This is a genomic window from Neobacillus ginsengisoli, from assembly GCF_030813055.1.
Window position 1 is genome coordinate 523,258 of record NZ_JAUSTW010000003.1, and the last position, 20,515, is coordinate 543,772.

Here is a 20,515-nt window from a genome sequence, read left to right on the forward strand (position 1 = left end):
AGTATTTTATTAAATATATTTTATCATAATCCTACGTGCTTTTATTAATTTACTTGAAATTACTTATAAATAATTGCAAATACGTAAATATATTGTATAATAAACTTACAAATACTTAAAAAAGTTGGTGTTATTCCTTGTATCAAGAGGAAAGATTAGTAGCTATTTTGGAATTCCTTAAAAGGAATAACAGGATTTCTGTTGAACAAATTTGTTCACTCTTTGATGTTTCAAGAGATACAGCCAGACGGGATCTTGTCAGGCTCGAAGAAGAAAAATCGATTGTGCGGACTCGTGGCGGGGCTATTCTTCCATCCGTTCATAATGAAGTAAAAAACTATTCTCATCGCCTGAAAACGGTATCTGAAGAAAAAAGGATAATTGGAAAAAAAGCTGCCTCTTTAATCTATCCCGGCGACAGGGTGATATTGGATGCCTCAACAACCGTTCAATCCTGTGCGGAACAAATCGAAAACACGGATTGTACCGTTATTACTAATTCCATCAACCTGGCTGAAGTATTATCCTCCAAACAGGACGTGAATATCCAGCTCTTAGGCGGGAAACTGCAAAAAGAGCACCGCTTTTTATACGGTTCATCTGTAGTCGAAAAACTCTCGGAATACCATGTAGATAAAGCTTTTATCGGTGTAGTTGGTATATCTGAAAGAGGATTAACGATTGCCCATGAGGAGGATGGCACGGTTAAACGAAAAATGATCCGGCAGGCGAAGCAAGTGATTGTTTTGGCAGACCATACAAAGTTAGGCATCACTGATTTTTTCCGTTTTGCTGATCTAAAAGATATTGATCTATTAATTACCGATAAAACGCCTCCGAAAGCGTTCATCGATTTGTTAAGAAAAAACAATGTAGAGCTCTTAACAGCAGAGCAGGAAAACGAGGGAGAGGATTAAAATGGTAAAATTGATTGCTGTCGATTTGGATGGTACGTTGCTGAATGAAGAAAACCAAGTAAGCAAAGGGAATTTGGAAGCCATCAAATTTGCTCAATCCAAGGGTGTTGAAGTCGTGATCGCGACAGGACGTGCCCATTTTGATGTTCAGACCATTTTTAAAAATATCGATATGAAAACCTGGATTATTGGGGCGAATGGAGCGACTATCCACCAGCCAAATGGCGAATTGTTTCACTCTGTACCTATCAATCGGCCGGATGCCTTAAACATTCTAAGCTGGCTTGAAAAAGAAGACTACTATTATGAAGTGTTTAGCAATCATTCCATATTGACGCCGCTGCATGGCCGGGAGCTTTTAACAATCGAAATGGACAGAGTGAAAAGTGCGAACCCGAAAGTAAGCATCGATCAATTGAAATACGCAGCTGAAAAGCAATTCAGCCAAACAGGATTTTCTTTTATCAACTCTTACAAAGACCTTTTAGAGGCTGATGTGGATTTTTATAATATCCTTGCCTTTTCATTTGATGAAGAAAAGCAAAGGAAAGGCTGGGCAAATTTTGAAGGTATGAAGGATGTAACGCTTGTTACATCTGCTAAACATAATTTTGAATTAGAGCACAAAAATGCCTCAAAAGGAATTGCCTTAGAAATTCTTGCCAACGAGCTGAAGATCAACTTAGCCGATACAGCTGCTGTTGGCGACAGCTTCAACGATTTATCGATGCTAAGAATTGCCGGAAGAAGTGCAGCAATGGGAAATGCCCAAAAGGAAATTAAAGATTGCTGTCAGGAAGTGACCCTTTCGAATGTCGAGGACGGAGTTGCTCATTTCATTTATTCATTAACACATGGTACCCGTCAACTTGCATTGTGATTTTTTTTTAAATCACGGTACTTAAATTCTCATTGGCGTAACGCAATTGCGGCGTGACAATCTGAGTTTGAGCAATAAATAAGCAGATATAAAAGAATAGTTGAGTTATTCTTCTTTGAGTGTTCAGTTAAGAACACTCATTTTTTTTGGTGATTATGAATACACTTTCTGCATGGCTCAAGGTTCATCATCTAGCTTTTCATTCGCTTCACTAAACGATTTATCAATGTTTATTACATAAATATCACCAGATGAATAGTCCGTTCTTAATTCCCATTCTTGTGGTATTTTTAATCTTTTGTAGATAGGGGTCAAAACTGCTTTTCTCTTTTGTTCTATTTGCTGAAAACGAGTGAGAAAAGCGTCAAAATCAGCAACATTAGAAACTGAAATATTCATTTTATTAATCGCTGTATCTATTGCCTCTAATTCAATAAAAGCTTTTGTTTCATCCTGTGTCAGTTTTCCAATTATCATTCCATCAACAGATTTATTATCTGTAATAGTAGCCGGAACCATGCTTTTGGGGACTACATTTATATCCTGTTTCGTTGTATTTTGGTATTCAGTCTTTTTTAATACAGACACGGTTCCATTTACCTCTAAAATCGCACACTCAACTTCCTCAATATTGAAGATATCCTTTCCCCTCAATGCCTGCTGAAGAGAATCTATTGTATATCCAATCTTCTGCATCGATTCTTCCAAGATTTGTCCTTTTTTTATTAAGGTAGTAGGTTCTCCAGCTATCCATTTCCTATAGCGCTGATTTCTAAAAGCAAGGTTATTCAAGATGAATACAACTCCACCCATAATAAAGAGTGCAAGAATAAAATACAGGAACTTAATTTTAATATTAAATGTTAAATTTCCTGCAATAGTACCCATTGTAATCGAAGCAATGTAAAGGTGATAAGTTTTATGGGCTATCGTCTGTTTGCCCAGAAGAAGTACAAAAATCCATAATAATAAGAAAGCTGTAAACGTTCTAAAGATGATTTCTACAGAATCTGGCATCACTTTTTCTCCCTTTAAAAATCAAAACTAAACTATTGGTTGGCTTATTATACCCAAAGATACGCATTTATATGGAACACACGAAGCGTTGTTTTTGTCCTCCTCAGATGGACAAAAATCCATTTTGTCCACAAAGGGTGACAGGCACCGTGTTCACTGTGGAATCCGTATCACAAACGTACTCCCTTTCCCCACTTCGCTACTCAATTGAATGGTTCCGCCATGGGTGTCGACAATCCACTTTGCGATGGAGAGTCCCAGGCCGTGGCCGCCCATTTGCCGGGAACGGGATTTGTCTGCACGATAGAAGCGTTCGAAAATATGGTTTTGATCCTCTTGTTTGATTCCGATACCAGTGTCCTGAACTTTAATGCACAGCTGACGTGCTTCTTCTGAAAGCGAAAGCTGGACTTCCCCTCCGTTTGGTGTGTATTTAATCGCATTGTCTAATAATATATATAATAGCTGTGATAATCGTTGCGGGTCTCCCGTTGCCATCAGTGTGGCCGGTGCCTGCAGGTTCAAAGAAATTTGCTTGGAAGCTGCCAGCGGATTGACAGACTCCATCGCTTTATCCGCTTGTGCGCGGAAGTCGAACGATTCCGTTTTCGTTTCGATGGTATTCGAATCGGAACGAGCCAGTGTCAAGAGGTCGCTAACCAAATTCGTCATCCGCTTCACTTCCTGCCTCATATTCGAAAGCAGCCTCCCAACAAAATCCCCCTCCTCCTCTTTCACCGGTTCGATCGTCATTTCCATCGCATCAATCGAAGATAACAACACACTTAATGGTGTCCGTAATTCATGTGAGGCATCTGCAACAAATTCCCGCTGCCTCGAAAATGCTCCGCTTATCGGGATCATCGCTCTTTTGGACATGACCACACTCATGAAGGTAGCAACACCGAAAAATACAATGCCTAACGCTACAAGAATCATGAGGAGCAAATGGAATAGCTGATAAGCAAATGAGATATCTTTTCCGATATACAACTGTCCAATGAATTGACCATTATTGTAAATCGAATGGCTCGCAACCATTAGCCGAATATCATGAGCATCCTCATGCGGATGAAATTCCCCCTTGTTGCCCCTTCCTCCGAGATTGCTTTCCACATGCAGTGTTACCTTGCGAATTTCATTTTGGAAACTGCTCTTCACAAGGTTCAGCAAATCCGGACGCAAGCGACGATCCGCTTCATTGCCCAAGATCAATTCTCCATTCGCATTGACAACATAATAAAAATATTGATTGACCCCGGCAAACACAATCTCTTGATTTTGAATTCCGTGCAGATCCCTTTGTTCATTTTTCATTAAATAATTCTCAATGAAGCTTGCTTCCTGGTTCACTAATGAATCCAGTTCATGCTCCTGATTCTTAAGGATAATCACATAGAGGACAGAATAGACAATCACAATAAAAAGGATGAGAAAAAGCATCAGCAGTCCGCTGTACATCCGAGTCAGCCGCCCTTGTGTGCTCTTAAAAACATCCTTCTCACTACGGTTGGTTACTGCCCGAAAGAATGAAAGAAGCTTAGTGTTCAACCTTGTAGCCCACCCCCCTGATACTTTGAAGCAAATTTTGTTTTCCCACGATGTCTAACTTCTTTCGAATCAATTTGACTGTGGCATCAATGGTTTTCAGTGCTACCTCCGAATCAAAGCCCCAGATTCGCTCAAGAATAACCTCACGCTGCAGCACTTGTCCTTTATTTTGCACCAATAAATCCAAAAGCTGAAATTCACGGGGACTTAACTGGACTTCTGCCCTTCCTAAACGAACCTCGTGGCTCATCCGATTTAGAACCAATCCATCAATCTCAATTTCCTCTTCAAAAATCGGCGCATAGTTTCGGCGGGAAAGAGCGCGCAGCCGCGCTAAAAGTTCGCCAATTTCAAACGGTTTGACAAGATAATCATCCGCTCCGGCATCCAGCCCCTCAATCCGATCCTCTACTGTGTCTTTTGCCGTTAACATCAGAATTGCACCCGCGTAACCTTGTTTTCGTAAGCGGCGGCAGACCTCGACCCCCGTCCCGTTCGGCATCATCCAATCCAGGATTAACACATCATAGTGTGTGGAGGTGGCATAATAGAAAGCATCTTCCCCTTCCATCACCCACTCAACCTTGTAATCTCCCTTCTTTTTTAACATATAAACAATCAATTCACCAAGCTGTGAATCATCTTCAGCTAATAAAATATTCATGGGTTTAAACTCCTTTAAAATCCGAGATTTTCCGCAACTGCCCGAATTATACCGGAGTTAACTTAAGATATTTTTAAAAATAAAATAGCCGGTAAAGAGAGACTGACTTAGCAAAACTATTCCCCATACCACCGCCGGAATCAATGCTCCTTGAGCAAGAACAGCCGTCCTCGCGGGGTTTTTCCGACGCATAAAGCTTTGCCGGCACAATTGGAAAGAATTTAAAACCGATTGAATCAGAATGAGAGATGCCAGGAAAATACTGATATGCATAATCGCCAGTTCATACCTGAAGTAAATCGGCACTGCAAGTAAGGAAACAAAGGAGAGTGCCCAGATAAAGCCAAAAAAATTACGAATCCATAGCAGCAATGATAGAACCAGTAAACTGATAAAGAAATAAATGATGCTATCGTAGTGACCTTTTGATACTAAATAAAATAACCCGATTGCCGTTAACGAGGTTCCCGTATACCCCGCATAGGCGATTAGGGCTTTTCTGAAGCGGGATTGTGCATGGTTTGCTGCCTGCCAAGAGCCATCCCTTTGCAATTTAATTTTTTCGCCGAAGCCTCCTTTTAAAAATAACACACAGATTACCTCGTAAAGCAGTGTGTAACAGAGAGATAGGTATACCCTTAAAAAAGGAATCCCGGTTACGAGCAATGCTGCTGCCAGATAAATCAGGATAAGGATAGTAGAATTCACGTTTAAGCTCCATTCTTTTTTTGTATAAAACCCACAAATATGAATAATTGTGAACTTCACGGATTCACGGCAAAAGTTCGCGGGATTACTGAAAAAGTTGGCGGAATCCCCCCTAGAATTCACGGAATGAGAAAAATCACCCCCGCTATAAAGAAAAAGAAGCACCTAACCAATCTCTCGGGGGTGCTTCCTTTCCTACTTGCGCGTCTATTTTCCTGCCTCTAACTAGATTACCTTTTCCTTCTCATTTTTCAATTTTTCAATTTTTCAATTTCCTTTTCCAATTCTTCATCGTTCACAAAATCCTGGTGCTCAAGCTTTGGATTGGAAAACTGACTGCCGGCCTGGACCTGCGCTTCCATCAATAAAATCCGCTCCTCCGCCCTGGCAACCCCTCTCGCGATATTTTCTGTTTGAAAACTGAAAGTTGCTTTCTGAATCTGTTTAATAGACTGGGCAACATTTGCCCGGGAAGCTAAAAGGATTTTCTTATGCTGCATTTCATTATACGTTTCTTTCAGTTGATTCAATTTTTCAATCAGAATCTGAGTTTGTCCTTTAATGGCTCCAAGCTGTTCCTTGTAAAGGCTTAGCTGCTTTTGATTGACAAGTTTTTCTTGAACCGCCAATTTCGCGATATCATCCTCGCCCCGTTCAATGGCCAATTTTGCCTGACGAACTCTCTTCGCTACCAATGCTTCTGTTTCCAAAATGAGCGCAGCTTGTTTTTTCTCCACAAAAATCTGGCTGGCCAAGGCTTTCTGACCCTTTGCAATCTCCTGCTCCATTTCTCTCGAATACTCATTCAACATCGCAATTGGATCCTCGATACCATCCAGCAATCCATTAATTTCCGCCATCGTAATCGTTTTAATTCGTTTAAAAATACCCATTTTTATTCAATCTCCTTTTCATTCGTTAAATTTTTTTCCCACTGATCTAAAATACGTGCATTATGGTTAATGACAGGTGTATGTGAACTCATTAAAGGTGTTTCAATAAACCGCTCCATCGAGGAAGCCTTTGCCTTCCTTCTAAGCCATCTCACTAAGAGAACCAGAACAGCCAGTCCGATAATGAGGAATAGTAATGGACCGAACAAATGGAAATCTCCTCCGTGATGCGGGCCGTTCATAAACTGCTGTTGTCTAAAGCCGCCTCGGCGCCCCCATCCTTCCGAGCGAAATCCATTAGGTCCCCCGTAAAAGTCGCGATGCCCTCCTAAAAGATGCCGGAAAAAATTAATTCCAACAATGATAGCAGCGACAATCGCTCCCCAGAAAATACCTAACTTTACTCGAGTATTCATCTCTATCTTTCCTCCTTTCATTACTTGATGAATTGAAGTTTAATAGAGAATGGTGAAAACTTGGTGAAAACTAATACTAGTAAAACTATTTTTTCACACCATGTCCATTACCCACCATCCTCCCTATATAGAAAGTGAAGGGCGGGGGGTGTTGGGAGTTGGGAATTCAAAACACCTGTCCTCTCTATACGGACAAACTCACCCAAGTGTCCACGAACGGTGCCTGTCACCACATCGATTTAAAGGTCATACATTATTTATGGGAGTGATTCTAAATGGGCTATATTGTTGATATTTCAAAGTACGAGCCATCTAACTAAATTGATTGGCCGACGTTTTCGAAGAAGGTGGATCTATTAAAAAATCTAACGGTAAAATAGATCATTTATGGTTTTATAATAGTCAGCATTTGGATATTAAAGGGGGAGAATCTCAGAAAGGAGATAAATTTATCATTACGGACGAGCTATTGGTATACGGTACTCGTATGGTGAAGTGCCATGATGGAAAATATCGGACAGCGGATCCTAAATATGTAGATGTGTCACCCAAGCCACTGGATTGGCCCTACCGTGTAATAGTTGAAGGCATCACCAATAAACTAGCAATTGAAATTGTCCGTTCCCTGCAATCACACTATCAAAAAGCATCGGTTCATGGAGAATCATTTTTGAATTACAAAGCCCATCAACAAGATGGGCTTTTGCTATATTTTCAGAATGAATGTCACCATCTACTCCAACACCCCAGGTCTTCCCAGCAGATATCCCTGGGTAAAACGGACTCCAATATATTTGGCTGCCGCCAGCTCGACATCCTTTTCGATGCCTTCTAAGATTAGCTTGCAGTTATATTGATCGCAATATTTAATCAGTAAGTCGATCATTGTTTGTTTTTGTTTCGATTGACACAAATCTTTAGCAAAATAGCGATCTAATTTTAAAAAGTTCGGAGCTATTTCAATTAATAGTTGCAAGGCATTATATCCTTTGCCAATATCATCTATTGCAATGAGGATTCCATGCTCTTTGATCTGAGCAATTTTTTCCTTAAAGGCTTCAAAATGAGTATCTGAGATAATTTCCGATTCTGCAATTTCAAGAACAATTTTAGTGTTTTCCTGATGACTATGAAGGCTTTTCTCCGTCAAAATCGTCTTTAAAACAGATAGGAAATCGGGATGTACGATCGATGATGGGAATACATTTATAAACAAATAACCATCCGTTTGGGGTCCTTCCGAAAAATAGCTTCGGACCGCTTTTTGCATGGAAAGCGAATCTAATTCAAAGAGCCGCTTCTCTCTTTTTGCCTCCTGAAAGGCGATTTCGGGATTGGCGGAAAAGCTAGTTCTTAATAGAACCTCATAGCCTATTTTACTCCAGTTATTGATCTCAAAAATCGGCTGAAAAACGTGGTAAAAATCTTCATTTTCAATTACCTGCTGAATGGACATAATAGGTGATAATTCCTCCCAAAATAAAAAAGAATGCACCCGAATAATAGGAACATCTTTATCCTTATTCCTTCGGTATCTCGTCTATCATAGCATGTGAATGCCTTAGACTCGCAGCTTTGCGTCCTAATCTTTCAACTAGTTTGCCATTTCGTTTATATGAAATTATAGTTATTTAGACACTCGAATAGATTATCACAAAACAAAAATTGGTACCACCAACTTTAGTAACACCTACTTAAAATTTAGAAAGAAAATTCTAAACTTTAATATTCCTCAATGTCCTTTCCACACGGACACTCATACCCCCTTGTCCACCGACGGTGCCTGTCACCATTTTTTCTGTTAACATAGTGATGAGGTGAATGTTATGGTTTGGAAGATAAATAGTTCTGTGAAGAAGAGTATCGATCGCTTTGGGGTCACGATTGATGAGGTGATACTTCCGAATGGGGAGGAAAAGACCTTTTCTTATTTGGATTTTGCGAAAGGTGTTTGTATTCTGCCGATTACGGAGGATCACGAAATTGTATGTTTAAAGCAATACCGTCATGCCATTAAAAGCTGGGAATGGGAGCTGCCTGCCGGAATGATTGACATAGATGGCACCCCGCCAATTGAAACCGCCAAGAAAGAGCTGGAGGAAGAAACAGGGTTTAAAGCAGATCAGTGGTTAGATTTAGGAAGCTTTTATCCTTCACCGGGCTCCACCAGTGAGGAAATCTTTTTGTTTGCCGCTGCCGGATTAACGGCTGCCGAACAAAATTTAGAAAGCAGCGAACAAATTGAATTACATAAAATCAGCATGGAAGAATTGAAGACCTTGATCAAAAAAGGTGACTTCAAGCATGGCGCAGGACTTGCAGCAATTCTACGATATAAATTCATAACTGATTAGCAATACAAAATTACAAACACCCCCGTCTCAAATCACCGATCGGAGACAGGGGTGTTTTGTTTTAACTTCTGGAAAATTTCGACTTATTTCCCGCTTTTCCCTTATTAATTAAACATTTGATTAACAATACCATCTAAAGGGCTACACGTTCCCCTCTAACTTTCTCTAATGAAGAATCTTTACGCGTTCGATGCATCCGGCTATAACAAATAGGAATCAGAAATAAGCTAATAAAGGTTGAACTGATGAGCCCTCCTACCACCACGATCCCGAGAGTTTGGGAGATGACCGTATCTGTCCGTGACGAAAGAGCAAGAGGCAGCAAGGTTAAAATGGTTGTGAACGCAGTCGTCAGAATCGGCCGTACGCGAGAAAGCGTCCCTTTTAATATGGCCTCTTCCGCTTTCATCCCGCTTGCCAAGTTTCTTTCAATTTTATCAACGAGGACAATTCCGTTCGTCACCACAATCCCCGTTAGCATCATAAGTCCGACGAAGGCCGCAAGATTCCATTCCTTTCCGAAGATAAACATTCCAATGACTGACCCGATGAATGCTAATGGAATGCAAACCAACACCGATAGCGGCGCTTTCCATCCGCGAAAAACGGCACTAATAATTAAGAGCACCAGCAATAAAGAAAAGAATAACGCAATCGCCATTTCATAAATCATTTCATACACTTGCTGAGGGGCACCGGCGAAGGAGTACTTTACACCCTCCGGTAACGGGATTTTCCCCAATGCCGTTTTAACTTGGTTCGTCACCTTTCCGATATCACTTGAAATGATATTGGCTGTTATGACAGCATACGGATGCCCATCCTTCTCTTGAATCATCGAAGAACCCGATGGCATTAGCAAAGCAAGCTGATCCAAAGTCACCTTTTGCCCATCCTTATTCACAAAGGTCTCTCCGCCCATTAAAGAAAAAATATCTTTAGAGGTACCTTTTTGTATATCGGAGTGAATAACAATGGGAAATGTATTTTGGTTAATGGAAATGAACCCTTTTGTTCCGTCTGCGGTATATTGCTGAATCCGATTTAAAACATAATCAAGCTTAATACCGTTATTTTCGATGGCCTTCCGATTTAGTGTGATCTGATACTGGGTTGTATGATCCCCATCATCCGCCGTCCCCTGCACAGCCAGTCCAGGCACCAGCTTCAGCTGATTGCGAACCGTTTGCGCCATCGATTCCAGCGTCTGACTATCAGCTCCCGTAAGATTGATCTTCAATTGCGTATCATCGCCAGCAATACTTGCATTTGAAACTGTATAGACAGCCTTGCTTGACAATGAATTTAATTGCTTCTGCAATTCAGGAATAAAAGCAGCTACATCTGTCCCCTTCTTAACAGTAACAGACAAATTAGCAATATTCGGTTTCTGAATCCATCCTCCTCCCGTATCAAAAACATCATCCGATTGCGGCGTAAAGGAGGAACCCAGTCCTGATGAAAATGAATCCACTTTAGGATTTGTTTTCATTAATGCTTCCAATCTCTGCACTTCTGCGTCCACTTCGGTTAATGAAGAAGTCTGCGGCATTTCCACTTGAACACCGATTTGACCGGTGTTATTGCTCGTTGGTAAAAAATTAACCGGAAGAAGGGCTGCGCCAACAGAAGCTAACAAAAATAAAGCTAAAAAGGCAATTACCACTTTCCGCTTACGTGCAAACACCCAGGTAAAAATTTTATGGGCAAATGGTTCTAAATTATCACCGACGGCAACCGGTTTTCCCTTCCAAAATAGATTGTAAAGAACCGGTACAACTAAGATCGAAACAAATAGGGAAAGGATAAGTGCAATCACAACTGACCATGCAAATCCCGAAAAGGCCGAACTGACCATCCCGCCAACAAGGGCAATCGGAACATAAACGGCAACAGTCGTTGCGGTAGAAGATACGATCGCAGGAATCATTTCCGACACGGCCTGTGTTAGTAAATGAACGCTGTTGATCCCTTTTGCCGCATGCACTTTTCGGTTCATATTATCCAGAATGACGATCGAGTCATCGACCACTCGGCCCATCGCCACGATAAGCCCTGAAACGGTAAGAATATTAAGGCTGATTCCCATTATTTTTAATAAACCGGTTGTCGCCAAAAGACAAATCGGCAGTGAAATAGCGATTAATAAGGTAGAACGGACTTTTCGGAAAAAAAGAAAAACGCAGACCATCGAAAATAAGCAGCCTAATAAGCCCTCTTTTATAAGACCTTTTAATGACGCATTGACCTGCTGACCTTGATCAAAAAGGATCGATAGTTTGATATCCTTATTTTTCAAAGCAGGAATATCCTTTATACTACTCTTAATTCGATCGGAAACATCCGTTATATTGGTTGAAGGAGTTTTTAAAACATCTAAAAGGACACTTGGCTCTCCGTTCGTTCTTGAAACCGTCTCCAGGTTGACAATAGAATTTGATATGTCAGCTACTTTCGAAAGCGGGACTGTTTTTCCATCACGGTCATGTATGGGCAACTGCATTAAATCCTGTTGATTTAACCCCCAGCCCGAAACTTGGAGCGGAATCGAAATCCGGTTGTTTGTCACCTTTCCTTCTACTCCGGTTGTATAGTTCTCTTCAAGTGACTGCTTTACATCAGTTACCGTTAATCCTGATTTGTTTAGATCGTTCATTCGAATGTTAACGGCATATCCCGCCGTTCCGCCACCGGATACCCGTACATCTTTTACACCGGGGACTGTTTTCAACCGGTTGACAACATCTTCTTGAATCGCCGTTCGAAGCGTATTCTCCGTTAGATTGTCAGAAGAACTCATCAGACTAATTCTCATAATCGGTAAGGAATGTGTACTAAGTCTAGTTACCAAAGGTTTATCAATACCAGTCGGCAGTTGGATTCCCTCTAAGGCTTTCGATACCTGTTCCTCCGCCTTCTCCATATCATAATTCATCGAAAAATTAAGACTTACCAATGAACCGCCATTAAATGAGTTCGTCTCTACATCTTGAAGGCCGTCTACTACCCGTACAGCCTGTTGAATCGGTTCTGTAATCTCCTTTTTGATTTGATCCGCTTGGAAATTTTCGGCACGAACAGTGACCATTAGGGTTGGATTATTAATTTCAGGCAGGTAATCCCGTTGAATTTGCAGTGCTGACATTCCACCCCATACGAGAATTAGGACGATCAAGGTTACAATCAAAATGGCACGTTTCATCGTTTCATCTATTATTCGTTTCATGTCATTGTATTCGGGCCTTGTTAAGCCCGAAATCGCTCCCCCTCTTATGAAAAACTAATGATTTACGTAACCCAATGGCAAACAGAGGCCCTGAAGATCTCCATACTTAATAAAAATAGCTACCTTTATGGGGTAGCTATTTTTATTTACCTTACCAGCCTCTTGCAATCGTATCCACGCATTGCATATCTGACTTTGTAAAATAAATTAATTGTCAGCAGGAGACGGAGCACTGCTTTCAGGTTGTTGCTGTACTTCATCTGGAGTAAGGGCCTTTTTCTCACCTGGATAAGGTTTATCAAAACCTTTTGTAGCGTACCAAACAGAGTGGTTCAGCATGTTGGCATTGACTGCATCCGGTGAAGCGTGCTTCCCGGAAAATTCATCCTTGTGTTTGTTGGACCATTCCGTCCACTTTTTCGAAAGATCCTGTGCTTCAGGTGTTACATTTGTTGTGTTGGCAAGTGCTGCCGTGTTGGAACCCGGTTGGCCATTTAACGTGTCAAGCGGAATTTGATTTGGTACAAAGTTGTATGGCGTGAAGTCCGGCTTATCTGTAAAGAGCTCACTCATCGGCTCTGCTGCTGCATCGTTTTGATTCATAGCAGGAAGTCCGAGAATTTGTTCAATACTGCGAACCATGTTGATAACTGTCCAATAATGGCTATCCGTAATTCCTTTTTTCACCCAAGGACTGATAACATATGCAGGCTCACGATGGCCGTCAACGTGGTCTAATCCATTTTGAGCATCATCTTCTGTGACAAAAATAGCCGAGTCTTTCCAATATGGGCTGTGAGAAATCAAGTCAACAATTTTACCTACAGCCAAGTCATTGTCGGCAACCATTGCTTGCGGTGTTGGATTGTTTGTTGAATTTCCAGCTGTGTGGTCATCCATTACCCACATTGTGTTTAATGCCGGTAAGTCATTATTTTTCACGTGTTTTTCAAATTGTTGCTTGAAAATTTCAAAACGGTACTGATCTGGGATATTCGTGTCAAACGTTGGGAAAGGCTTGTATGTGATCGGCCCAAGTGACGGAATATCATAGGTTGCCGAATAGTCGCCTACCGGTACATGAAGGCTACCTTGCTGCCCGCCGGAAAGGATTTGGTAATCTTTCCACCAGTCTATCCAATTTCCGTATGGTTCCGGACCGGTGAAGCCAGTCGTATCTTCCCCGAAGTTCTCAACAGATTTATTATATTTTGCTGCTTGATCCCATAAGTGGCCTGTAGGTGCATAGGCCATTGCGTCCCCTGCCCCGCCCGGGTAGCTTTTTACATTCGCTGTATCTGTTTCTTTATCTTCATAGTCTGTATTGGTTCCTTGCATAACCCATTGGTGTCCGCTTGCTGACTGGATGCCTGAAGTATAAACGTTGTCTAAAAGCGGGAAGGTAGATGCAAGTTTATGCAAGTTTGGAGTTACTTGTTGCGGGAACTGCGTTAAAGCCGGTTCGCCGTTTCCTTTTCCAAGGTCACCAAGTACTTGGTCATACGTTCTGTTTTCTTTGATAATATAGAATACGTGCTTAATCGTTGAAGGCTCGCCCACTCGTTCAGGCATAGCAACAGGTTTCTTATTTTCACGCGGCTTAGCGTTTAGATCTTTTAAGCCGTACCAGTTATTGTCAGCATATACCTGCTTTGTGCCCTTTACAAGATCCTCAGCAGTTGGGAATGGGATCAATGAAAGCGATCCTTCTTGTGCATAAGAAGAGTGGCCATGTACTGTAATACCTTGAATCGTTAGATCACGTGCGTCTCCGCGTGAACCAATTCCATCCGCATTCGCAACAACTAGATTTTTATTAGCAGAATCCACTGCGATATCAACTGGGAACCATGCTGTCGGTAAAAGTCCTTGTAGTTCAGGAGTCTTATCAGGGCCTTGCCAGTCATATACGGCAATCGCATTATCACGGCCAAGGCTGACCATTAACTTGTTATCTACAACTTTCACTGCGTTTGGTGCAGATCCCTTTTGAGCATTCGGGTATGGTTTAATATCAATTGTTTGAACTACGTTATTTGTCTTCGTGTCGATAACAGAAACGGTGTCACTGTTCGTGTTGGTTACGAATATGTACTGACCTGACTGTGTCATCCGTTCAGGCTGTACACCAACTTCAATCGTTTTTGTAACAGTGTTCGTAGCAAGGTCAACAACTGACACAGTTCCTGTTGTAGTGGCACCTGTTTTAGGATCTACGACAACTTTAGTACCAGAAGAGTCAACAGTCGTGTCTCCTGCCTTAGCTATTCTGCCGCCTTGGTTTGTAACGTATGCAGTATTGCCATCAACTAAAACGCTTGTTGGGGCATTTTCAACTGCAACTTTGGTTAATGCACCTGTTTGCGGGTCAATTACTCCAAGGCTGTTATCACGGTTTAGGGCAACTAGCAGTTTGCCTTGCGGTGTAACTGTGATATCAAGCGGATTAATATTTCCTCCAACTGTTGCTTTTGGAAGGCTAATGCTCTTTTGAATCACAGGAGTTCCGTCCGGATTGATGGACATTACCACAACTTTACCTGTTGTGCCTGATGAACCCGTTGCATAAAGCTGACTTCCATCCTTTGAATAAGCTAAGCCCCACATATGGGAAAGACCTAGTGAAAAATTTTGGGTAGTCAATTTTCCCGTTGCAAGATCAACGACATTGATTCCTTTTCCACCGTAATCACTTCGACCAACTATGGTCACGGCAGTTTTACCATTTGGATTTACTGCCACAGAAATCGGGTTCCCGCCAAATTCAATTTGTTTCCCAGCGGGTGTAATCAGCTGGTTAACAGGAGTTTGAACAGAACCATCAGCTTGTTTTCCAACAAGATTGCTTCCAAAGGGACCATCTTGTGCAGCGTAAACGCCTGCAGAACCAAGAAGGAAAGTACTTAGAGTAAGTCCGGCAATAAGCTTTTTCTTCTTTCTAAATTTCTTTAACAAAATTACCACTCCTATCAATTTGTTTGTACTGCTACAAATCTAGGATACTTAGAATTTATTAATCCATCATTTCGGTAGTGTAAAGAAGTATTAAGTGTTTGTAAAATTATGGAACATTTACTCAAGCGGGTAGAAAGGCACTTGAATTGTTGATTGACTAAGGGACTCCAGGTAAAATTACCCGGCAAAAAACGAATTCAACGGGAATTTACTCCCCCTGCAATCCATTCTTCGACTAGATTCACTGGTTTATTTGATTAAATCTACAACGAGACCTTTAGATAAATAATTTTCCCTTCGAAAATTAAAAGAAGAATGTCGACTATTGTCCGGGAAATTCTATTCGATTCCAATAATCCACCTAAAAAAACATTTTCCTACATTCTTAGACCAGGTTCCTTCTTAACTTAAAAAGGACACCATCCTCTTCACAAAAGGATTTTTAATAAAGCAGAAAATATTATGTCGATGATTGACGGAGAATTATTTCCAATTCACGGATGGTGCCTGGCACCAAAACTTGTAGTAAGATTAGAGGTAGTAACTTTTACAGGGGGATAAAATGAAACAGGGAGACAATTCAAGATCTATCGCTTTGCCGTTAGTCATTTCGATTATTGCCATATCGTTTTCAGCTATCTTTGTGAAATGGTCTGCTGCACCGGCCTCCATTTTGAGTATGTATCGGATGATATTTGCCAGTATCCTCATGGTGCCGATTGTATGGAAAAACCGGGAGGAATTTAAGAAAATTAGAAAAAAAGATTGGTTCTTTTTAATTTTTTCCGGCATGTTTTTAGCTTTGCATTTTGCCCTGTGGTTCGGGTCTTTGAAGCTAACAACGGTAGCCAGTTCAACCATCATCCTTGCCCTGCAGCCGATTGTATCGTTAATAGGCGGATTTTTTCTATTTAAAGAACGATCATCCGCAGCCGCATTGTTGACGATGGGAATTGCTATTGTAGGAGCGGTCATGATTGGTTGGGGAGATGTCGGGTTAAGCAAAGAAGCCATTTTAGGTGATTTTCTTTCTTTTTTTAGTGTCATTGCTGTAGTGGGCTACTTACTAATCGGCCAAAGCATTGTGAAAAAAGTATCGCATTGGATTTACAGCTTTAGTGTATTTTTAATAGCTTCGATTGTTTTGGTAATCTATAACGTCGGTGCAGGTGTTGATTTTAGCGGATATAAAGCCCCTGAATGGGGAATCTTCCTGTTATTAGCCATTGTTCCGACAATGAGTCACGTAATTAATAACTGGCTCTTAAACTATGTAAATGCTACGACGATTTCGATGAGTATTTTAGGAGAACCAGTAGGAGCAACTTCCTTGGCTTTCTTTTTACTGGGAGAACAACTCGTAAGTTCACAAATTGCCGGAGGCTTACTCGTCCTTCTCGGGGTCTTCTTCTTTTTGATTCAGCAGCAAAAACCGATTTCGCTTAAAAAAGCGGTAAAAAATGGAACATACAATTAGAATGAGTCCTTATTTACCATAATAAAAGGAAAACGAGATCACTTATATAGAAAGTGTTTTCCCGTTTTCCTTTTATTTTACTTCCATCCTACCGACAGACACGTGCCCCCGTCTCCAACCATTTCAGTTCCCTATTCATCTGTTTCAACAAATCCTGCGCTTCCGTAAGCCCTACTTCTTTAAACATAATGAGAGTACCCGGAAGGGCCTGCGCAAGGAGCGGGATGTCTGCAGAAATGACTGTGCCGATTCTTGTATAACCGCCGGTTGTTTGACGTTCAGCCATTAAAATAATCGGTTGTCCGCTAGCCGGTACTTGGATTCCACCGAGTGGTATTGCATCGGAGATAATATCTGCACTGTTACTATGTTCTAATGTTGGACCGATTAATTGATACCCCATACGGTTTGACTGTGGGGACACCGTATACTCTTTCGTCAAAAATGTTCCAATGGTCGCCTCGGTAAATTTTTCTAAATGAGGTCCTAAAATCACTCTCACTGTTAACTTCTGATTATACTTCGGGACAAGGTCAGGATGTACGAATCGGTTCATCACCGTAAACGGGGCTCCGTGCAGAATATCGCCCGCTTTTAGCGCCCTGCCTTCATAACCGCCAAATTTCCCATTTACAAATGTTGATTTACTGTTTAATACAAGTGGTACATTTATTCCGCCAGCCATGCTAATATACGCTCTGCCGCCTTCCTTACAAGGACCAAAAGAAAGCACCTGACCTTTTTTTATCACCCTGCTTTTCCAGAGAGGGACATCCTGCCCGTCAATACGGGGAGATAGATTTCCGCCGCAAATCGCAATCGATACGCTATCTAAAGCTTCAAGACTAGGTCCAATAAGAACAGCTTCCAGGGCCGCTTCACCTGAACGGTTTCCAACCAGCAGATTGGCAATTTGTAAGGAATACGGATCCATTGCCCCTGACGGACTGATCCCATATTGCTGAAATCCGTTTCTTCCCAGGTCTTGTACGGTTGTTTGCAGCCCAGGTTTTAAATAAACAGGAATCGTACAAACAATCGGCTCAACAGATGATGTTGCATCTTTTCATCATCAAGATTACGTAAAAATTGCTGTATTTGCCGATGAATTTTTTCGTTTATTTCATTTCCGAAAGAAACGCGAATGGCGACATCTCCAAAGGGGACGATTTCAATACCCATATATTTCATCTACCTCACCTGATAGGATTACTTACGCTAATTATACAAAATTTTTAAACTATTTTCATAACTCAAATCCCGCGATAGACAAAAAGACCTTCTGCAATCGAAGGTCTTTCATTCGGAAAACTAGCTATATGTCCTTCTCACGTGGACACTTTAATCGAAATGTCCACGAAGGGTGACAGGCACTATTTTAAATCTATCGAATATTTCGCAAATCCCCCGACGGACGGTCCAATATACTTCAGGTTTTGGGACTTCTCAGCGTATGGCTGCGCTTTTGGTGATGAGTCAAATACAGCGGTTGCTGCACCTTTGAATTTTGCCAGTGACCAGTTTTGGTCGGCTGATGGATTAATCGTTTTGTTCGTTTGAATATAGTTCGTGATGATTTGACGGTTTTCATCCGGTGCTTTTAAAATGACCTCACCCTGACTAACTCCAGGGAACGTGGTACTTGAAGCACGGTAGTTATTGGTTGCGACGATAAACTTTTGGTCTGCTGTTACAGGTTTACTCAGATAAGTTAGGTTAACAATTCGACTGGAATCGGAGTTAATAATCTTCCCATTCGGGTCAAATTTTGCCGGCTTTGTCACATCAATTTGATACTGTACTCCGTCAATCACATCAAAATTAAACGATGGAAAATCAAGGTTAATTAACGGCTGCTCACCGCTTTTCGCGGGATCAATTTGATTAAATTGCACGGCACTCATTTCCAGCCAGTCTTTAAGCTGTGCCCCATTAATCAGTTTTGCCTGAAGGGTATTCGGGTACAAATACAAATCCGCGACGTTTTTTATCGCCAATGTTCCCGCAGGAATGTCAGTATAATAATCCGGACCCATCCGTCCGCCTGCTTTAAATGGCGCTGCCGCTGAGAGAACAGGTATGCCTGCATACTTACTGTAGGCAGGGTCTTTTAGTTTTTCCATTAAATATGCGCCTTGCGCATTATTCACAATTTGTACAGAAGGATCATCCTGTACGAGCGCAAAATAGCTAAAAATAGGTGCTGTCGTTTCACCGACAGGTTGACTTACGTATTTAATGGTTGCTTCGTGCTCCGGTAAAATGGCGTTCATTAACTTATTATCGGTTTGGACGATTGATTTTCCGGTTGCATCTACAATCGGTCTTAAAGCCCCCTTACCTGTGACTACATTCCATTTTCCGCGGTGCTTCTGTAATTGCAGGTCAATCAATCCAAGATGACTGCCAAATGCCCCCGCCATTACAACGGGTTTCCCATTGATTGTTCCTTGCTCAAGATTCACATTCGGTAAATTCTGATAAACCGGACCTGGGAAGGTGTTATGCTGATGGCCGGTAAATACGGCATCAATACCGTTTACTTGAGTCAAATAGTAGGCTGCATTCTCCATTCCGGGCTGATAAGGCTCTGCGCTTATTCCTGTGTGGGCAAGGGCAACAATGATATCGGCGCCTTTCTTTTTCATAATCGGAACATATTTTTTCGCTGACTCGACAATCGATTTCGTCTCCACTTTTCCTTCCAAATTTCCTTTATCCCATTCCATGATTTGCGGCGTAACAAAACCAATGACTCCTACTTTGATGGTATGCTTTTTCCCACGGTCATCCACTACTGTTTTCTTTAAAATAACATAGGGTTCAAAATAGGGCTTTTCTGTTCCGGCCTTATACACATTGGCATTGACCACAGGCATTTTCGCATCATTAAGTGTTTCGTTTAAAAAGTCTAAACCGTAATTAAATTCATGGTTACCGACCGTGGTTGCGTCGTATCCTAACAAATTAAACGCACGGTAAATAGGCTGCACTTCGCCCTTCTTTAAGCCTTTCACTTTGGCAACATAATCGCCTAACGGATTACCTTGGATCTCGTCACCATTATCAAACAGCATTGAATTTTTCACTTCATCCCGTGCTTGTTTGATGAGGGTGGCTGTTTTCACCAAACCGACTTTGTCGTCCTGTTTTGTCTGATAATAATCATAATTAGCTAAGAACATATGCAAATCGGTGGTTTCCAGCAAGCGTAACCGAACCGTGCGATCCGCCTTTGCTGCAGTGGCGAGTGTAGGAACGAGCTGTCCTACAATCACGAATAATATAACGAGAAGAACATTTAACGATTTTAACAACTGATAATCCTCCCTTTTTTGTAAAAAAAATCATATAAACGAAGGTAGTATTTGTATGATTTATCCGGAATATGACTCTTTCAATGGAAAATTTTATAAAAATGCAAGTGTAAAAAAGCGAAGCGATGGTAATTAACGTG

General features: G+C 41.3%; 16 protein-coding genes and 1 riboswitch. Of the genes, 4 read left to right on the forward strand and 12 right to left on the reverse strand.

The annotated features are described in order from the left end of the window. Positions 1-137: 137 nt before the first annotated feature. Together J2S10_RS11600 and J2S10_RS11605 are read left to right on the forward strand one after the other, a co-directional pair. Entirely contained in the window at positions 138-917 is a 780-nt protein-coding gene (locus J2S10_RS11600; RefSeq protein ID WP_307407805.1) for a DeoR/GlpR family DNA-binding transcription regulator, read from the forward strand. Position 918: 1 nt separating this feature from the next. Next, positions 919-1,797 (forward strand): Cof-type HAD-IIB family hydrolase, encoded by an 879-nt coding sequence (locus tag J2S10_RS11605; RefSeq protein WP_307407807.1) that lies wholly within the window; start codon positions 919-921, stop codon positions 1,795-1,797. 177 nt (positions 1,798-1,974) lie between these two features. Here the strand turns inward: J2S10_RS11605 and J2S10_RS11610 are convergent, their stop codons facing one another. The 7 genes from J2S10_RS11610 to J2S10_RS11640 all read right to left on the reverse strand — a co-directional run bounded on the left by J2S10_RS11610 (position 1,975) and on the right by J2S10_RS11640 (position 8,502). After that, entirely contained in the window at positions 1,975-2,814 is an 840-nt protein-coding gene (locus tag J2S10_RS11610; protein ID WP_307407808.1) for a DUF421 domain-containing protein, read from the reverse strand. A gap of 153 nt (positions 2,815-2,967) precedes the next feature. Next, positions 2,968-4,365: a sensor histidine kinase gene (locus tag J2S10_RS11615; protein ID WP_307407810.1), complete on the reverse strand. Its 1,398-nt coding sequence runs from the start codon at positions 4,363-4,365 to the stop codon at positions 2,968-2,970. Beyond that, the gene (locus J2S10_RS11620; protein ID WP_307407812.1) at positions 4,355-5,029 is read right to left on the reverse strand and encodes a response regulator transcription factor; all 675 of its coding nucleotides are present in this window, start codon (positions 5,027-5,029) and stop codon (positions 4,355-4,357) included. Before J2S10_RS11620 ends, J2S10_RS11615 begins: the two co-directional genes overlap by 11 nt. 57 nt (positions 5,030-5,086) lie before the next feature. Continuing rightward, complete coding sequence (locus J2S10_RS11625) at positions 5,087-5,737, reverse strand: M50 family metallopeptidase (protein ID WP_307407817.1); 651 nt, start codon at positions 5,735-5,737, stop codon at positions 5,087-5,089. Positions 5,738-5,988: 251 nt separating this feature from the next. Beyond that, complete coding sequence (locus tag J2S10_RS11630; RefSeq protein WP_307407819.1) at positions 5,989-6,630, reverse strand: PspA/IM30 family protein; 642 nt, start codon at positions 6,628-6,630, stop codon at positions 5,989-5,991. A 2-nt stretch (positions 6,631-6,632) separates the two neighbouring features. Next, on the reverse strand, positions 6,633-7,046 hold the full coding sequence (locus J2S10_RS11635) for a hypothetical protein (protein ID WP_307407821.1): 414 nt from the start codon (positions 7,044-7,046) through the stop codon (positions 6,633-6,635). A gap of 733 nt (positions 7,047-7,779) precedes the next feature. Next, entirely contained in the window at positions 7,780-8,502 is a 723-nt protein-coding gene (locus J2S10_RS11640; RefSeq protein WP_307407822.1) for an EAL domain-containing protein, read from the reverse strand. 71 nt (positions 8,503-8,573) lie between these two features. After that, positions 8,574-8,660, reverse strand: a riboswitch (cyclic di-GMP riboswitch). Positions 8,661-8,872: 212 nt separating this feature from the next. On the opposite strand from J2S10_RS11640, the gene J2S10_RS11645 reads away from it, so the two are divergent. Further along, complete coding sequence (locus J2S10_RS11645; protein ID WP_307407824.1) at positions 8,873-9,400, forward strand: NUDIX hydrolase; 528 nt, start codon at positions 8,873-8,875, stop codon at positions 9,398-9,400. Between the two features lie 133 nt (positions 9,401-9,533). Here the strand turns inward: J2S10_RS11645 and J2S10_RS11650 are convergent, their stop codons facing one another. Both J2S10_RS11650 and J2S10_RS11655 read right to left on the reverse strand, forming a co-directional pair. After that, positions 9,534-12,626 (reverse strand): efflux RND transporter permease subunit, encoded by a 3,093-nt coding sequence (locus tag J2S10_RS11650; protein WP_307407826.1) that lies wholly within the window; start codon positions 12,624-12,626, stop codon positions 9,534-9,536. A gap of 207 nt (positions 12,627-12,833) precedes the next feature. Next, positions 12,834-15,581, reverse strand: a complete 2,748-nt coding sequence (locus tag J2S10_RS11655) for a bifunctional YncE family protein/alkaline phosphatase family protein (protein ID WP_307407828.1) — start codon at positions 15,579-15,581, stop codon at positions 12,834-12,836. A 562-nt stretch (positions 15,582-16,143) separates the two neighbouring features. Between J2S10_RS11655 and J2S10_RS11660 the strand changes: the two genes are divergently transcribed. Then, positions 16,144-17,058 (forward strand): DMT family transporter, encoded by a 915-nt coding sequence (locus J2S10_RS11660; protein ID WP_307407830.1) that lies wholly within the window; start codon positions 16,144-16,146, stop codon positions 17,056-17,058. Positions 17,059-17,146: 88 nt separating this feature from the next. Here J2S10_RS11660 and J2S10_RS11665 read toward each other — a convergent pair whose 3' ends face one another. The 3 genes from J2S10_RS11665 to J2S10_RS11675 all read right to left on the reverse strand — a co-directional run bounded on the left by J2S10_RS11665 (position 17,147) and on the right by J2S10_RS11675 (position 20,375). After that, positions 17,147-18,097, reverse strand: a complete 951-nt coding sequence (locus J2S10_RS11665) for a 5-oxoprolinase subunit C family protein (RefSeq protein WP_307408133.1) — start codon at positions 18,095-18,097, stop codon at positions 17,147-17,149. Beyond that, positions 18,070-18,249, reverse strand: coding sequence for a hypothetical protein (locus J2S10_RS11670; protein ID WP_307407832.1), 180 nt, complete (start codon positions 18,247-18,249; stop codon positions 18,070-18,072). The genes J2S10_RS11665 and J2S10_RS11670 overlap by 28 nt, the downstream gene beginning before the upstream one ends. A gap of 182 nt (positions 18,250-18,431) precedes the next feature. Continuing rightward, positions 18,432-20,375 (reverse strand): bifunctional 2',3'-cyclic-nucleotide 2'-phosphodiesterase/3'-nucleotidase, encoded by a 1,944-nt coding sequence (locus tag J2S10_RS11675; protein ID WP_307407834.1) that lies wholly within the window; start codon positions 20,373-20,375, stop codon positions 18,432-18,434. Positions 20,376-20,515 lie beyond the last annotated feature (140 nt).

Coding starts and splice junctions, on each gene's coding strand:
- J2S10_RS11640 (WP_307407822.1), bottom strand. CDS start 8,502: ATGTCCATTCAGCAGGTAATTGAAAATGAAGATTTTTACCACGTTTTT.
- J2S10_RS11605 (WP_307407807.1), top strand. CDS start 919: ATGGTAAAATTGATTGCTGTCGATTTGGATGGTACGTTGCTGAATGAA.
- J2S10_RS11630 (WP_307407819.1), bottom strand. CDS start 6,630: ATGGGTATTTTTAAACGAATTAAAACGATTACGATGGCGGAAATTAAT.
- J2S10_RS11645 (WP_307407824.1), top strand. CDS start 8,873: ATGGTTTGGAAGATAAATAGTTCTGTGAAGAAGAGTATCGATCGCTTT.
- J2S10_RS11650 (WP_307407826.1), bottom strand. CDS start 12,626: ATGAAACGAATAATAGATGAAACGATGAAACGTGCCATTTTGATTGTA.
- J2S10_RS11660 (WP_307407830.1), top strand. CDS start 16,144: ATGAAACAGGGAGACAATTCAAGATCTATCGCTTTGCCGTTAGTCATT.
- J2S10_RS11610 (WP_307407808.1), bottom strand. CDS start 2,814: ATGCCAGATTCTGTAGAAATCATCTTTAGAACGTTTACAGCTTTCTTA.
- J2S10_RS11670 (WP_307407832.1), bottom strand. CDS start 18,249: ATGAAATATATGGGTATTGAAATCGTCCCCTTTGGAGATGTCGCCATT.
- J2S10_RS11620 (WP_307407812.1), bottom strand. CDS start 5,029: ATGAATATTTTATTAGCTGAAGATGATTCACAGCTTGGTGAATTGATT.
- J2S10_RS11635 (WP_307407821.1), bottom strand. CDS start 7,046: ATGAATACTCGAGTAAAGTTAGGTATTTTCTGGGGAGCGATTGTCGCT.